Here is a 14,786-nt window from a genome sequence, read left to right as displayed (position 1 = left end):
CGAGCCGAGTTCAATTCTTGAACTTCTTCCGCAGATTCCGCATCGGACTCATCATGCGCCAAGAATTACTACTCTTGATCTCCGACAACTCCTTGGCCATTGCATCCCGCTCCGCAGCGAGCTGGCGTCGCTCTTCGTCCAGTCGTTGGACATCCGCCTCCCGTGCCTGATTCAACGCCGCCTGCTGACTGAAATGCTGCTCCAATTGGACCTTGAGTGCGGACAGTTCATCCGCCAAAAGCGCGTTTTCACTGCGCAGCAAATCGATCTTTGCAGACGTGAGATCTTCGAGAGGCAAAGGAGGAGTTTCCGCACCCAGCAAACCATCAGCGAGCGCGAGCTTCTTGGCTTGCGCCCAGGCGCGATTCACGTAGACAAGAATCACCTGGTCTCCGTGCCAATAAGTTGGTTCCATGGGCCGGCAGTCGACCGCTCGCGCGTGCGCCAGCACCCAGTCCTCGTCCGCGACCAGGGGAATGTTCTCCGGCGTGAAGGTGAAGAAATGCTCGGAGATCCGGCTCAACTCGCGATACGGCAGGGCTAAAACTACACAATGTTCCGCATGATTGAAGAGCTTGGACAACACGGTGAACGGATCATGAAAATGTTCAAGCGTGTTTGACGAAAAAATCATGCTGAATTTTTCGTTCACGTCGTCGTGGGCGATCCAATCCTGCGCTTCGAACCGTACGCTAGGGTAGGCGGCGCGGGCCTTTTCGACCGCAGCCTCCGCAAAATCAACCCCTATCACATGCTCGCGAGAAAAATAGCTCGCCATCACATCGGTGCCGTCGCCCTGCGCGCAACCCCAGTCGCACACCGTCCAACCGTCCTGATTCGCAGCCGATCGCAACCAGGCCGGCAGATTGTCCAAGGCGACCCTGGCAAAGAAGCGCGATTGCTCTTTCCCCAGATTGGATTCCCAGTCCGTCTCAAACCGGCCGTTCCAGTAATCTTGGCTGTTGATATCCGTAGAGGTCAAAGTGCGCCTCCCGAAATTGTCGTGGCCACATTTGGGCGGAAGACACCCATGTATCTGTGCGATGAGACCACGGAAAAAAAATGCGCGCCTTCCAAGTATTCAAAATAGGACATTTCTGCCGAACTTCCATCTTCAAGAGCGGCGACCAGGATGTACTTGCCTGGCACCAGGTAGTTGTCAAAGCGAAATTCCACTTGAACCATGCCTTGATCCAACGGAATTCGCAGCTTCGCATCTTCCTGAGTACTCGTGACAAAAAGATCGACGCCCTTCTCATTCTTAATGGAAAAGGCGACCCCAACCCTATCCACATCGACGCCTACTGGCGGCCGGAACGCGATCTTTACGCTGAGGCTTTCTCCCCAGTCAAAAACGTCCTTGCGTGCTCCCATATTGCCATGCACGGCGGCGTGGCTGATGAGCCCGGTCTGCTTGCCCCAATGCGAGGCGGGCTTGGTCTCGAGATGCATCGCCTCCGCCACCGCGACGTCTTCATCCGGTAAGACGGAGTCCGCCTGGAGAATTTCCTCCACGGGCTCGGCCGGGGCGGGAGCGCTACCGTTCTCGTCCTGATACATGAACTCGGCGTACTTGCTGGTCACGCTGGCCACTTCCCCGGCCATGCGCAACGAACCCTTGTCCAGCCAGACCGCGCGTTGGCACAAGGTCCGCACCGAACCGACATCGTGACTGACAAACAATACCGCCGCGCCTGCGTTCTGTATATCCTTCAGGCGGCGCATGCATTTGTACTGAAACCGGGCGTCGCCGACGGCCAGCGCTTCGTCGACGATCAAGACATCTGGCGTGGAGTTGATAGCAACCGCGAACGCCAGGCGCACGTACATACCACTCGAATAGACCTTCACCGGCTGGTCGATAAAGCTCCCGATATCGGCAAAAGCGGCGATGTCCTCAAACCGCTCGTCAGTCTCCCGCCTGGTCAGTCCCAATATTGACGCGTTCAGGTAGACGTTTTCGCGGCCAGTGAATTCAGGGTTGAAGCCTGCTCCCAATTCAAGCAGCGCAGCGATCCGCCCTCGAGTCCAGATTTCTCCGGAGGTTGGGGTCAAGGTTCCGCAGATCATCTGCAACAGCGTCGATTTTCCCGAGCCGTTGCGACCAACGATGCCTACGGTCTCGCCGCGCTGGACTTCAAACGACAAATCACGCAATGCCCAGAATTCGCGGTAATACTGCTTGCGGCCGAAAGAGCCCATCTGCAGGAGCCGATCCCGGGGCTTGTCGTAGAGATGAAAGCACTTGCTCAGATTCTTGACCGAAATTGCCAGCGTATCAGAGGACATCTGCAAAACCCTTCCTGGTACGTTGAAACCACGCGTATCCCAGCGCCGCAATTACGAAAGACGCGGCCGTGTAAATCAACCACATTCCCCAATCAATACCCTTCCCCCAGAAGAGCACATTGCGCGCCTGCTCTACGACCACTGTGAGCGGGCTGATGTGGAGAAAAGGCTGATACTTATCAGGGAGTATGGATGCGGAGTAGAAGATCGGCGACATGAACATCAGCACGGTCGTAACAATGCCGATGAATTGCGAAACGTCACGCAAAAACACGCCCAATGCCGATAAAAACCAGCCCAGCCCCAACACTAGGATCACCAGCGGAAACAGAACGAATGGAAACAGGAGGATGGTGACGTGCGGGACGCCGTAGAAGACCAGATAGAAGACGACCCAGACCACCAAACTGATAAGTAGGTGGAAAAATGCGGACCCGACCGCCACGCAAGGAAGAATTTCCAGCGGAAAGACGACTTTTTTTACGTAATTGACATTTGACAGAACCAGAGAAGGCGCGCGATTCACGCACTCGGCGAAAAAATTGAACAGCATCAACCCCGCGAAGAGTACCAGCGCAAATTCAGTCTTCGACTCCGAGCCTCCCGGCCACCGCGCCTTGAACACCACGCTGAACACGAAGGTGTAAACCAAGAGCATGAAAACGGGATTGAAGAATGACCAAAGCAGGCCAAAAGCGGAACCCCGATAACGACCGACCACCTCCCGCTTGACTAGGCCGCCAATCAAAGCCCTGTATTTAAACAGGGACCTGAATAGGGAAACTGGCGAGGTTGGATGTTTATGCAAACCACTCACGATATAGAAAACCCATTATATATTCAACGACCGGACAGGAAATTGCTGCGCTTGCGCACGGCATTGAAAATGTAAAATGAAAAATAGTAAGAGCTTCGCACCAGAGAAAGGTTTAAAACCTTTCGATATATTCTCCATTGCCACCGCATCGCCTTCTTCTTATCAGAAGACAGTGAATTATCTAAAACTCTATAATGCGCCAGCGGCGTACCAGGCAGGGTCGCTTGTATCTCGCCGGCAATTTTAACCGCGCGCAGCCAAAATACATAGTCCTCATGCCCCCCCGCTTCGAAGCGCAAGACCGGAAAGCGGCTCTTCCGGTATATGCCTGTCAAGTGCCCGATAAAATTCGACTTCAGCATGTCACTGTAGCCAAGCTTACAGGGAACGTTGACAGTGGCCATGGGCCGTCCGTCAGCCGCTATCCGCAAGTAAGTGCCGTAGGTGATGTCGCATCCGGAATCCAATAGCTGCACCTGAGCCTCTAGTTTGAATGGCAGCCACACATCGTCGCTATCGAGAAACGCAATATATTCGCCTCTGGCCTCATCAATCGCGCGATTCCGGCTACGCGCCACCCCGGAATTCTGATCATTCTTCAAATATCGAATTCTCGGGTCCGAATAAGAGCGCACGCATTGTGCGGTCGTATCAGCTGAACAATCATCAACAATGATCAATTCCCAACTGGCGAAAGTTTGCGCGATCGCAGAATCAATGGCTTTCTCAATATAAGCCACTGCGTTATATGCGGGCATGACTATCGAAACGCGAGGAATGGTTTCAGGCGCGCTCACTTTATTTCTCTAGCAGTTCTTTTATACAAGTGACGTAGAGGCCCTGATAATGCGTCAGGTAATACGACGAAAATTTCTCGTCCCACACCCGACCGGCTTGCCATCCCGCAGCGAGAATCTGGATTTCATCCAGGCTATCCAACCAACTCGCGATTGCTGCCGTTCCCTCGCCAATGGCCCACCCGCTCCCTTGGGCCACAATTTTTGCCGCTGGTGGCGTACCCGCCGTGCTGAGCATACCTCGACGCAACTTCAGGTGTTCATAGTATTTGTTAGGCGATGCGAAGGCATGATTCGGCACCGTCAGGTAGTACATACCTACCAGAACGTCCATCTTCGCCATCAGGGCGAGTCCCTCGCTGCTCTGCATTGCGCCGTAAAAGCTAACGTTTTGAAATTTCCTGGCGGCCGCTTCAAATGTATCGGCGAGGCTGCCATATCCTGCTACATGGAGCTCAACTTCCGACCGTCCAGCGCAGGCCGCGAGCAGGTCTTCCAAACCCCGATGGCGCCGCTCAAGCACACCGAAGTAACCTATTTGCCAAGGCGGAGCCGAATGTGCGCGATCGGTAACCTCGACCAGTATGGTCGCCGGCACATTTTCCAAAATGCGGACATTCTTCTGTGCAGGGGTGAACCCATGCTGCACAAATCGATCCTCACTCACAATCAGCGTCAGATCGGCAGATTTGCCGATAGATCTTTCGACCGTGTCCAAGACCTTCCCGGCAAACCCGGAAATATTACGAACCGCCGTGTATTTATCATAGATATCAAACACCAGGCGCTTGCGAAAAATCTTGCAGAATGCCCAGCTGGTGACGGCGCAATCCAGGTCGACGGCGTGCACGACTTGCACGCTCCGCCGCGCTCGCCACAGTGCACAAAACAAGAAAACGTTGAATCTCAACAGCGCGACAGCGTTGCGCCAGCCTCCGCCCAACGCTGCTTTCAGCGGGAAGAGAGTCTGACGCCCGATATCCGCCCCGGCGGAACCGTCTTTGTTCCAGCCAATGAAATGGTAAGCCAGGCCCGCCGCATCCAGCGCAGCGAAATACTTGCTCAGTCGCCCATCAAGATCAGCAACAAAAGAGCGGGCAAAAAAAATCATTTTTCCTTGATTCCACGCCGATACTTTTTGCCGCGTTTCTTGATCACTAGCCATTTCGGCATGCGAAACAACACGAGCCTTCTGTATAAAATAATGTACGTTGCGGAAAATACCGCCACGAAAAACATCAGCAAATATTCATTCTGCCAGAACAAAACTGCTGGAATGACAGCGAACGAGCTCAGTAACCACAGGTAAGGGGAAGTCATGGCATTACGCTGCGTCTTGTGTCGCACGTCGCTGGAACCGATTGCCCAACGCACCAGTCGCTTGTAGATGAGCATGTGCAGATGTACGCCGTCGGGCATTCCAGGAGACTGGCCCCTGAGAAACTTCTTGCGATAGATCGAGAATAGGGTCTCGAATACGGGATAGATGCACAGCAATAACGGAAACCATGCCGAGACATTCGGGTGACGGGCGATCATCAGCACGGAAATGACGCCGATCATGAAGCCGATGAAATAGGCGCCACCATCTCCCAGAAAAATATGGCCCCGCGGGTAATTCCATACAAGGAACCCAACGACTGCACCAATCATGCCCACCGCCGAAATAAGCAACAGGCGGTCGCCCAGATAATAGGAAACGTAGGCAAATCCGGCAAATATCATGGCCGATATCACGGCGGCCAGGCCGTTATATCCATCAATAATATTTATTGCATTTGCTGCGCCAGCAATCGCGACCATCGTACAGACGAGCGATATCGCACCAAACTGCAGCAACCAATCGACGCCGATTATATCCAGGCGCGTCAGCGTGGCACCACAAAAATAATAGGCCGCGGCGCCAGAGACCATCGCAAGCCCGAGCCGCACTAGTACGCGGACCCTTTTGGAAATGTCTTCGGCCAGCCCGCCGATGAATGCGGGCATGGCTACTGCCATCAGGGTCAATATGGCAGGGCCTTCCGCACTCTCGCGTATCGAAACCAGTATGCAGATCGCAAACATTGCGACGACGAGCGAAACCCCGCCGACCCGTGGAACGGGTCGTGCATGATATTTTTGAACACTAGTTACATCATGGTCCGAAGTATATTTTCCATGCAACGAGTTATATCGGACCAATAATGACGTAACAACCAAGGAAACCAGAAAGGCTATAAGGACGTAAAGCATGAAACGCACCGGCAGGAAAGTCACGCAATTTTAATATGTAAGCGCATGCCAAAACCGAGGTTTAGATCTTTAACCTCATTTGGCCTAGGCCGCTTATTTTGATGCTTGCCGCGAGACAATGAGCAACGGATCAGAGCGCAGCCATTGATCACATCTGCCTGGGCGGATTTCCTAGAATTGCTCCCTGTTCTGCCCGGCTATAGTAGCCTAACGGCCTTGCCTGCCCCCCTATTTTTTCCCCTAGCTGGGCCCACAGCGGCGCATGCCGTTGTGAAGTCGCTACTTGGTGCTTCGACGTCCCTCCGTCGAAGCGTAAGTGATTCTCTGTACGGGTATCCTCCGGTGTTGTTCACTAACACTTTGCATATCCCAGATAGATAAGTGACGCCAAACCACTCTGCCGACAATTCTGATTATTCGAGCAACCGACCGACGTGCCCTTCGTTTCGCGGGATCGGTCAGATAGCGCCCGAAACGGATAGGAGGTAGCCAAAACTATCAAACAGAGCAAGAATGACCACATAACTCTTCTAAGGAGACAGCCATGCGCATTGCCGATGCCCAATGGATTCCTTCGACGCAGCACCAGACATGGGATGCGTTGACCGACCCGAGAGTCTTGCAGAAATGCATTCCGGGCTGCGTGGAAGTTGCGATGCGCAGCCCGACCGAATACGCCGTCACCCTGCGGGCCAACATCGCGGGGATCGACACCGACTACGAGGGTGAAATTCTGCTCTCTGACGTCAACGCCCCCGACAGTTGCACCCTAGTGTTCGAAGGCAAGGGCCGCGCCGCCTGCCTGGCCATCGGCACCGCCCAGGTCAATCTCACCACCAAGGACCAGGGCACGCGCGTCGCCTATACGGTAGCGGGTATGGCCGGCGGCAAGCTGGCTGAGTGTGGCGAAGGCCTGCTGCTGAAAGCCGGCGACAAAATCATTCAGAAATTCTTCGCGGCCTTCATCGACCACATGGCGGTGCAGCCCCGCCTTGCTCCGCCGCCGCCACCGCCCGAACCCGAACCTCGCGGCTTGTCCAATTCCCGCTGGTCATGGGCGCTAGTGGTTCTAGTCATCGCGGTGTTCTGGGGATACCACTCGTTTTACAAGTGAAAACCCTAGTGGGCTGGTGATATCCTTGGCGGATGACTCCGCCACCGCCACCAGCCTCGCCATCAACTGACCCCGCCCACTCTCGACGGGACCTGTTGATGGCCATGGCGGGGGTGTCCGCCACGGTGGTTCTGGCGGCGCTGGACTCCACCATCATCAGCACTACGCTGCCGCGCGTGGCCGAGGCGCTGGACGGCATGGCGCTCTATGCCTGGGTCGGTACGGGCTATCTGCTGGCCACCGCGGCCTCTATCCTCATCTTCGGCCGGCTGGGCGACATGTTCGGCCGCAAGCCTCTGATGCTCGTGTCCGTGTTGATCATCGCGCTCGGTTCCATTGCCTGCGGACTGGCGCAGTCCATGACCCAATTGATCGTGTTCCGCACCCTGCAAGGGGTGGGCGGCGGCATGATGATTGCGACTGCTTTCGCGGCCCCGGCCGACCTGTTCCCGGACGCCAAGCAGCGGGTGCGATGGATGGCGCTGGTGTCGGCAGCATTTGCCATGGCCAGCGGCATCGGCCCGGTGCTGGGCGGCGCGGCGACGCAGGCGCTGGGCTGGCGCGCGGCATTCTTCATTTCGCCTATCGCAGCCGCCGGCGCCTTCTTTCTGCTGGCGCGCTACTTTCCCCGCATCCGGCCCATGCATGACGGCAGCCGCAAGATTGATTGGGTGGGCGCCATTCTGCTGGTGCTGGCCGTGGGCGCGCCGCTGGCCGCGCTGGAGCTGGCCTTCGCCCGCGGTGAACATGCGCACCCGCTGCTGGGCGGCATGCTGGCCTTGATTGGCGTGGCCGCCATCGCCATCCTGATTCCTACCGAACGCCGGGTGAAGTCGCCCATCTTTCCGCTGCGCGTGCTGTCGGGCCGCGATTCCCGCCTGCTGAATCTGTCGGCGATGATGGTCGGCGCGGTAATGTTTGTGCTGATCTTCTACAGCCCGCTGTTGTTGCAGCAGGTACTGGGTTACACCCCCAGCGAGGCCGGGCTGCTGCTGACGCCCCTGGTAGCGGCGATTTCGGTGGGCAGCATCATCAACGGCCGGCTGTTTCCCAAGCAGACCGAGCCGCAGCGCCTGATGGTGTTCGGCGGCCTGTTGCTGGCAGGCGGCAGCCTGATGGTGCTGCTGATTTCGCCCGGCACATCGGCCTGGTGGATTCTTGCCGCCTTCTTCGTCAATGGCTGCGCGTTGGGCTTCCTGTTACCCAACCTGACGCTCTTCATGCAGATGCTGAGCGAGCGCCGCGACGTCGGCGTGGCGTCCGCGCTGGTGCAGACGACCCGCGCCATCGGCAGCGCGCTGGGTACGGCCGTGGTGGGCATCATCATTTCGCACAGCACGGTACTAAACGGAGTGCGGACCGGCCTCGGCCTATGTATTGTGCTGTCGCTGACCTGTGCGTTGCTGGCGCATCGGGTCAAGATGAAGAACCTCGTCACCAGCCGCAAATAAGCCACCGCCAAGAATAAGAAACCGGCCGAAGGGTCATCGAGACAATCATGCGTCAACGCAATTTGCTGGACTTGCTGCTGCTGGCAGCGGTCTGGGGCGGCTCTTTCCTGTTCATGCGGGTCGCCGTCAAGGAGTTCGGCCCCATCGCCCTGATCGAATTGCGCGTGGGTCTGGCCGCGCTGTTCTTGCTGCCCGCCGCCTTGTGGCGCGGCAAGCTGCCAGTGATCGCGCGGCACTGGAAGGCGCTGCTGGTCGTTGGCACGCTGAACGCCGCCATCCCGTTCCTGCTCTATGCCTACGCCGCCCAATCGCTGGGCGCGGGCTTCCTGTCGGTGGCCAATGCCGTGACGCCGGTGTGGGGCGCCGTGGTGGGATGGCTGTGGCTGAAAGACCGGCTGCCCTGGATGCGGTCGCTGGGGTTGTTGATCGGGTTCCTGGGCATCATCGTGCTGGTGTGGGACAAGCTGAATTTCCAGGCCGGCGGCACTGGCCCCGCCGTGTTGGCGGCGGTATCGGCGCCTGTCTTCTACGGCATCGCCGCAAACTGGACGAAGCGTTTTCTGACAGGTGTGGATGCCCTGGCCAGCGCCACGGGCAGCATGATTGCGGCGTCGCTGGTGCTGCTGCCGCTGGCCATTTCGGCCTGGCCAGACGCCCCGGCATCGATGGCGGCGTGGATCTCGACCATTTTGCTGGCCGTCGTCTGCACCGGCGCGGCGTACATCATCTTCTTCCGCCTGATCGCCAATGTCGGCCCCACTGCGGCCGTCAGCGTCACGTTTCTGGTGCCGATCTTTGGTGTTGTGTGGGGCGGGTGGTTCCTGGATGAAAGCATCACGCCATCCATCGCGATCGGCGCCGCCATCATTCTGGTGGGCACCGCCTTGGCGCTGGGGCTGGTCAAGCGCCGACGCGCTTAGTACTTATCCGACGTACCCGTCAACGCCACGCCAATGCGCAGCAGCGTGTACGACACCGCGTCCACCCAGCGCCGCACCCATCCGCGGCGGTGATATTCCAGCGGGCGGATGAAGCGGCCGCCTTCGCGGATGGCCGTCTCCAGGCGCTCTTGCAAGTCCCACGCAAAGGGCTGGTCGTCCACGACCACATTGGCCTCGCGCGCCAGCAGCAGGCTGAAGGGGTCCAGGTTGGACGAGCCCACCGTCGCCACGTTATCAATCACCGCCACCTTGGCGTGCAGATAGCTCGGCATGTACTCGTAGATCTCGATACCGTCACGCAGCAGCTGGTCATACAGCGAACGCGTGGCGTGGTACTGCATGCGGTATTCGACCTTGCCTTGCAAGAGCAAGCGCACCTTCACGCCGCGCGCCGCGGCTTTTGCCAGGGCGCGGCGGAACTGGCGCCCCGGGAAGAAATACGCGTTGGCGATCAGGATGTCGCGGCGCGCCTGCGTGATGCCGTACAGATACGCGCGTTCGAACGTCTGCCGATACCGCAGGTTGTCGCGCAGCACCAGCGCGGCGCGCAATGTGCCGCAAGGTTCAACGTATGCATGATGCGGCTTGGTCAAGCGCATGCGGCTCCAGTCGCGCGGATGGCGCCGCAGCCGCGCCCAGTTCAAGCGCACCCACAGCAAGTCCTGCGCATAGGCTGCTTCGGTGACGAGCGGGCCTTCCACCTGCACCGCGAAATCAAAGCGCGGCGCGGAGATGCCGTCCGTGGGGTCCAGGTCATCGTAGTCGTCGATGATGTTGATGCCGCCGATGAACGCGATGCGTCCATCCACAATCGTGACCTTGCGATGCAGCCGTCGCAGCCGACTGCGCGACGGAATAAAGCGCGCGAACCAGCGCGGCTCAGGCCGGAAGATGCGGCATTGGGCGCCTGCGTCCAGCAGCATTGCGCGCACATGCTCAACGCTCATGGCGCTGCCGAAACCATCCAGCACCACCCGCACTTTCACGCCACGCCGCGCCGCCGCCGTCAGGCATTCCAGCACCTGCGAGCCGGTGCGGTCCACCATGAAAATGTAGGTTTCCAGATGCACGCTGACTTGCGCGGCATCGATGGCCTCGCACAGCGCGGGAAAGAAGTCGGACCCATTCTGCAACAAGCGGATGTTGTTGCCGTCCGTCCATTCAAGCTTGACCTGCTCGGCCTTCACGGGAGTTCCAGCTCGGCCAGCAAGGGAGAGTGATCGGACAAGCGCGCCCATTCCCGGCCGCGCAACACGCGCGCGCTGCGCACGGCAAAGCCGCGCTGATAGATGCGGTCCAGACGAAACCACGGGAACACGGCAGGGAACGTGCGCGGCGGCGGCAGCAGCAGGCGCGAGCTGCCTTCCATGCCCAGCTGATTGGTGCGTTCCATCACCGACAAGCCGCCGTTGGGCAGCCCGCGCAGCGCGTTGCTTAGCCGTTTGACGGAATCGCGCAGGCGCGGCAGTTCGCCGCCATGGCTGCGCGGGGCGTGGGAAAACACTTCATACAGACCCAGCTGCTGCACGAACAGCGGCGCCAGGCGGTCGTTCCAATCGTTGAAATCCCCTGCGATCAGAATGGGCTCGCCGTCCGGCACCATGCGCCGGATGCGCTCGGTCAGCGCCAGCACCTGGCGGGTGCGGCTACCGGCGAACAGACCCAGATGCACGACAAAGCAATGCACCGCGCGGCCATCGAGTTCGATGCGCGCATGCAGCAGGCCGCGTTGCTCCAGCCGGTGGTCGGAGATGTCCAGGTTTTCGTGGTCAAGAATGGGATAGCGCGACAGCAGCGCGTTGCCGTGGTCCGTCGCATGACGGATGGCGTTGCGGCCATAAGCCACATCCAGCCGCAGGGCGGCGGCAAGCGATTCGTGTTGAGCGTCGAGCAGGGATTTCTGCTCGTTGCGGCCTTGAACTTCCTGCAGGAAGACAAGATCAGGGCGCAGGCCGTAAAGACCTAAGCGCAGTTCATTCAAGGAGTCGCGCCGGCCTAATGCCGAACGGCCCTTGTGAATGTTGTAGCTGACGACACGGATAAGCGACATAGAGGATATGGCGCCTTTCGACATCGGGGAAACGCCAAACTTCTGGCGTGCCCCCCGAGAGGATTGGCTGGCTGAGCACCGCCGCGACAAGCGGCGGCGCTACGCCAGATTACTTCATTTCGGCTCGACGTTACGCAACCGAATGTGCAATTCGCGCAGTTGCTTTTCGTCGACTTCCGACGGCGCTTGCGTCAGCAGATCCTGAGCGCGCTGCGTCTTCGGGAAGGCGATCACGTCGCGAATCGATTCAGCGCCGGTCATCATCGTCACGATGCGGTCCAGGCCGAAAGCGATGCCGCCGTGCGGAGGCGCGCCGTATTGCAGCGCGTCCAGCAGGTAGCCGAACTTTTCCTGCGCTTCCTCGGCGCCAATCTTCAGCGCGCGGAACACCTTGCTCTGCACTTCTTCGCGGTGAATACGGACCGAGCCGCCGCCGATTTCCCAACCGTTCAGCACCATGTCGTAAGCCTTGGCGAACGCCTTGCTGGGATCGGTTTCCAGGAAGTCTTCGTGGCCATCCTTCGGGCTGGTGAACGGGTGGTGAGCGGCGGTGTAGCGGCCGTCTTCCTCGTCGTATTCGAACATCGGGAAGTCAACCACCCATAGCGGCTGCCAACCGGCTTCGAACAGGCCGGTCTTCTTGCCGAATTCGCTGTGGCCGATCTTCACGCGCAGCGCGCCGATGGCGTCGTTGACGACCTTCTCGCGATCCGCGCCGAAGAAAATGATGTCGCCGTCTTGCGCGCCGGTACGCTTGACCAGTTCGGCCAGGGCAGCGTCGTGCAGGTTCTTGACGATGGGCGATTGCAGGCCGTCGCGGCCCTTGGCCACTTCGTTGACCTTGATGTAGGCCAGGCCCTTGGCGCCGTAGATGCCGACGAATTGCGTGTAGCCGTCGATTTCGCTACGCGACATTTCAGCACCGCCCGGCACGCGCAAGGCGACCACGCGGCTGCCGGGCGCCGTGGCGGCGGCGGCAAACACCTTGAAGTCCACATCGCGCATCACGTCGGTGATGTCGGTGAATTCGAGCTTCACGCGCAGGTCCGGCTTGTCCGAACCGTAACGGCGCATCGCTTCCGTCCACGGCATGATCGGGAACGGCTGGGCCAGATCAACGCCCTGCACCACCTTGAACACGTGGCGGATCAGGTTTTCAAAGATTTCACGGATCTCGAATTCGTTCAGGAACGAGGTTTCGCAGTCGATCTGGGTGAATTCGGGCTGACGGTCAGCGCGCAGGTCTTCGTCGCGGAAGCACTTGGTGATCTGGTAGTAACGGTCAAAGCCCGACACCATCAGCATCTGCTTGAACAGCTGCGGCGATTGCGGCAGCGCGAAGAAGTGGCCGGCGTTCACACGCGAGGGCACGAGATAGTCGCGCGCGCCTTCGGGCGTGCTCTTGGCCAGCATCGGGGTTTCGATATCGATGAAGCCCAACTGATCCAGGAACTTGCGCGTTTCGATCGACACGCGGTAGCGCAGCATCAGGTTGCGCTGCATCTGCGGGCGGCGCAGGTCCAGCACGCGGTGCGTCAGGCGGGTCGTTTCCGACAGGTTGTCGTCATCCAGCTGGAACGGCGGGGTGACCGACGCGTTCAGGATTTCGACTTCCTTGCACAGCACTTCGATTTCGCCCGAGGCCAGTTCGCTGTTCGCGGTGCCAGCCGGACGCTCGCGCACCAGGCCGGTGACGCGGACGCAGAATTCGTTGCGCAGGCGCTCGGCGGTGGCGAAGGCGGCATTGTCCGGATCGAACACGATCTGAGCCAGGCCCGCGCGGTCGCGCAAGTCGATGAAGATGACCCCGCCGTGGTCGCGGCGGCGGTTCACCCAGCCGTACAGGGTGACGGTCTGGCCGAGATGGTCACGGCAAACCTGGCCGGTGTAGCAGGTACGCATGCGGGATGACTCCGTTGTGTGCTTAGTTTGAGCGTAAGGGTTACGAATCGGCGCGCGGCGCGTCTTGCGCGCCAGCCGCCGGAGAGAGCGGGGCCGGCCGGTCCTCGGGCGCAAGCGCCTGGGCCGGGGCGACCACGCCCATGGAAACGATGTACTTCAAAGCCGCGTCCACGCTCATCTGAAGATCAATCACATCAGCGCGAGGCATCATCAGGAAGAAGCCGGACGTGGGGTTCGGCGTCGTCGGCACATACACGCTGATGTGGTCGCCTGGCATCAGGCTGGCCACTTCACCGCTAGGCGTGCCGGTGACAAAAGCAATGGTCCAGGAACCCGCGCGCGGATACTGCACCAGCACCGCGCGGCGAAACGCCTGTCCGTTCGGGGCAAGCACGGTATCGCTGACCTGCTTGACCGAGTTGTAGATGGAGCGCACGAGCGGGATGCGGCCCAGCAGGTTTTCCCACTGGTCCACCATCGTACGGCCGATCAGGTTGGCCGCGAAGACGCCCGTCAACAGTACCACCACGATGACCAGGACGAAGCGGAAGCCGGGGATGTCGATACCGAACAGCGATTCGGACGACAGAAAGCCAGGCACGAACCCTTCCAGGGTGGCGACCAGCAAACCCAGCACCCACACCGTGATGACCAGGGGAACCCAGATCAGCAGGCCAGTGATGAAGTACTTTTTGATCAGGCGCATCCGCATCGCGTAGGCCTAGGTGGCGGACGTTCCGCCAGCCGACGCGGGGGTGGCGGGGGCTGCCGCAGGAGCCGAAGCCGCCGGCGCCGCGGCGGGCGCAGCGCTGTCCGACGACGCGGCCGTGCTGGCGGGCGCAGCGCCGCCAGAACCGTTACCGCGAAAATCGGTGACGTACCAGCCGGAACCCTTGAGCTGGAATCCAGCCGCGGTCACCTGCTTGGAAAACGTGCTTTCACCGCATTCGGGGCAAACCGAAAGCGGCGCATCGGAAATCTTCTGCAAGACGTCTTTGGCGTGGCCGCAGGCGCTGCACTTATAAGCGTAGATGGGCATCAGGGGCTCCCAGGCGCGGGCCCGGAAAAATCAAAAGCCGTCGGTCGCCGGGCGCAAGGGTCCGGGGCGGCGGTCGGGCAAGGCCGGAAAAAAATACGGGAAAGTCTTGAATTTTAGCGGTTTTTCATGAACCGTCGGTGTCGTGTCCGTC

14 protein-coding genes are annotated in these 14,786 nt (G+C 59.4%); 3 read left to right on the top strand and 11 right to left on the bottom strand.

From position 1 onward, the window contains the following. Positions 1-10: 10 nt before the first annotated feature. The 6 genes from AC1DSJ_RS19545 to AC1DSJ_RS19520 are packed head-to-tail and all read right to left on the bottom strand — an operon-like array spanning position 11 to position 6,138. Complete coding sequence (locus AC1DSJ_RS19545) at positions 11-982, bottom strand: class I SAM-dependent methyltransferase (RefSeq protein ID WP_441371949.1); 972 nt, start codon at positions 980-982, stop codon at positions 11-13. After that, positions 979-2,289 (bottom strand): ABC transporter ATP-binding protein, encoded by a 1,311-nt coding sequence (locus AC1DSJ_RS19540; RefSeq protein ID WP_441371948.1) that lies wholly within the window; start codon positions 2,287-2,289, stop codon positions 979-981. The genes AC1DSJ_RS19545 and AC1DSJ_RS19540 overlap by 4 nt, the downstream gene beginning before the upstream one ends. Further along, complete coding sequence (locus tag AC1DSJ_RS19535) at positions 2,279-3,106, bottom strand: ABC transporter permease (protein ID WP_441371947.1); 828 nt, start codon at positions 3,104-3,106, stop codon at positions 2,279-2,281. Before AC1DSJ_RS19535 ends, AC1DSJ_RS19540 begins: the two co-directional genes overlap by 11 nt. A 23-nt stretch (positions 3,107-3,129) precedes the next feature. Then, positions 3,130-3,903, bottom strand: coding sequence for a glycosyltransferase family 2 protein (locus AC1DSJ_RS19530; protein WP_441371946.1), 774 nt, complete (start codon positions 3,901-3,903; stop codon positions 3,130-3,132). A gap of 1 nt (position 3,904) precedes the next feature. Continuing rightward, positions 3,905-5,068: a glycosyltransferase family protein gene (locus tag AC1DSJ_RS19525; RefSeq protein WP_441371945.1), complete on the bottom strand. Its 1,164-nt coding sequence runs from the start codon at positions 5,066-5,068 to the stop codon at positions 3,905-3,907. After that, positions 5,011-6,138 (bottom strand): MraY family glycosyltransferase, encoded by a 1,128-nt coding sequence (locus tag AC1DSJ_RS19520; protein WP_441371944.1) that lies wholly within the window; start codon positions 6,136-6,138, stop codon positions 5,011-5,013. Before AC1DSJ_RS19520 ends, AC1DSJ_RS19525 begins: the two co-directional genes overlap by 58 nt. A gap of 544 nt (positions 6,139-6,682) precedes the next feature. Here AC1DSJ_RS19520 and AC1DSJ_RS19515 point away from each other — a divergent pair. The 3 genes from AC1DSJ_RS19515 to AC1DSJ_RS19505 all read left to right on the top strand — a co-directional run bounded on the left by AC1DSJ_RS19515 (position 6,683) and on the right by AC1DSJ_RS19505 (position 9,623). Next, the gene (locus tag AC1DSJ_RS19515; RefSeq protein ID WP_391565088.1) at positions 6,683-7,252 is read left to right on the top strand and encodes an SRPBCC family protein; all 570 of its coding nucleotides are present in this window, start codon (positions 6,683-6,685) and stop codon (positions 7,250-7,252) included. Positions 7,253-7,350: 98 nt separating this feature from the next. Continuing rightward, positions 7,351-8,703, top strand: a complete 1,353-nt coding sequence (locus tag AC1DSJ_RS19510; protein ID WP_054420795.1) for an MFS transporter — start codon at positions 7,351-7,353, stop codon at positions 8,701-8,703. A gap of 47 nt (positions 8,704-8,750) precedes the next feature. Then, positions 8,751-9,623: a DMT family transporter gene (locus AC1DSJ_RS19505; protein WP_175170378.1), complete on the top strand. Its 873-nt coding sequence runs from the start codon at positions 8,751-8,753 to the stop codon at positions 9,621-9,623. Here AC1DSJ_RS19505 and clsB read toward each other — a convergent pair. The 5 genes from clsB to AC1DSJ_RS19480 form a co-directional block, all read right to left on the bottom strand. Then, on the bottom strand, positions 9,620-10,831 hold the full coding sequence (gene clsB / locus AC1DSJ_RS19500) for a cardiolipin synthase ClsB (protein ID WP_441371943.1): 1,212 nt from the start codon (positions 10,829-10,831) through the stop codon (positions 9,620-9,622). The two genes, AC1DSJ_RS19505 and clsB, sit on opposite strands and share 4 nt — an antisense overlap. After that, positions 10,828-11,694, bottom strand: coding sequence for an endonuclease/exonuclease/phosphatase family protein (locus AC1DSJ_RS19495; protein ID WP_054420798.1), 867 nt, complete (start codon positions 11,692-11,694; stop codon positions 10,828-10,830). Before AC1DSJ_RS19495 ends, clsB begins: the two co-directional genes overlap by 4 nt. A 114-nt stretch (positions 11,695-11,808) precedes the next feature. Next, positions 11,809-13,596 (bottom strand): aspartate--tRNA ligase, encoded by a 1,788-nt coding sequence (gene aspS / locus AC1DSJ_RS19490; RefSeq protein WP_054420799.1) that lies wholly within the window; start codon positions 13,594-13,596, stop codon positions 11,809-11,811. 40 nt (positions 13,597-13,636) lie between these two features. Further along, entirely contained in the window at positions 13,637-14,302 is a 666-nt protein-coding gene (locus AC1DSJ_RS19485) for a DUF502 domain-containing protein (protein WP_054420800.1), read from the bottom strand. A 15-nt stretch (positions 14,303-14,317) separates the two neighbouring features. Then, complete coding sequence (locus tag AC1DSJ_RS19480; RefSeq protein ID WP_441371942.1) at positions 14,318-14,635, bottom strand: FmdB family zinc ribbon protein; 318 nt, start codon at positions 14,633-14,635, stop codon at positions 14,318-14,320. Between the last annotated feature and the right edge of the window lie 151 nt (positions 14,636-14,786).

The sequence above is a fragment of the Achromobacter sp. 01N37 genome (assembly GCF_056399725.1).
The sequence above is the reverse complement of the archived record's forward strand: the minus strand, read 5'-3'. Positions and strand labels throughout refer to the sequence as shown.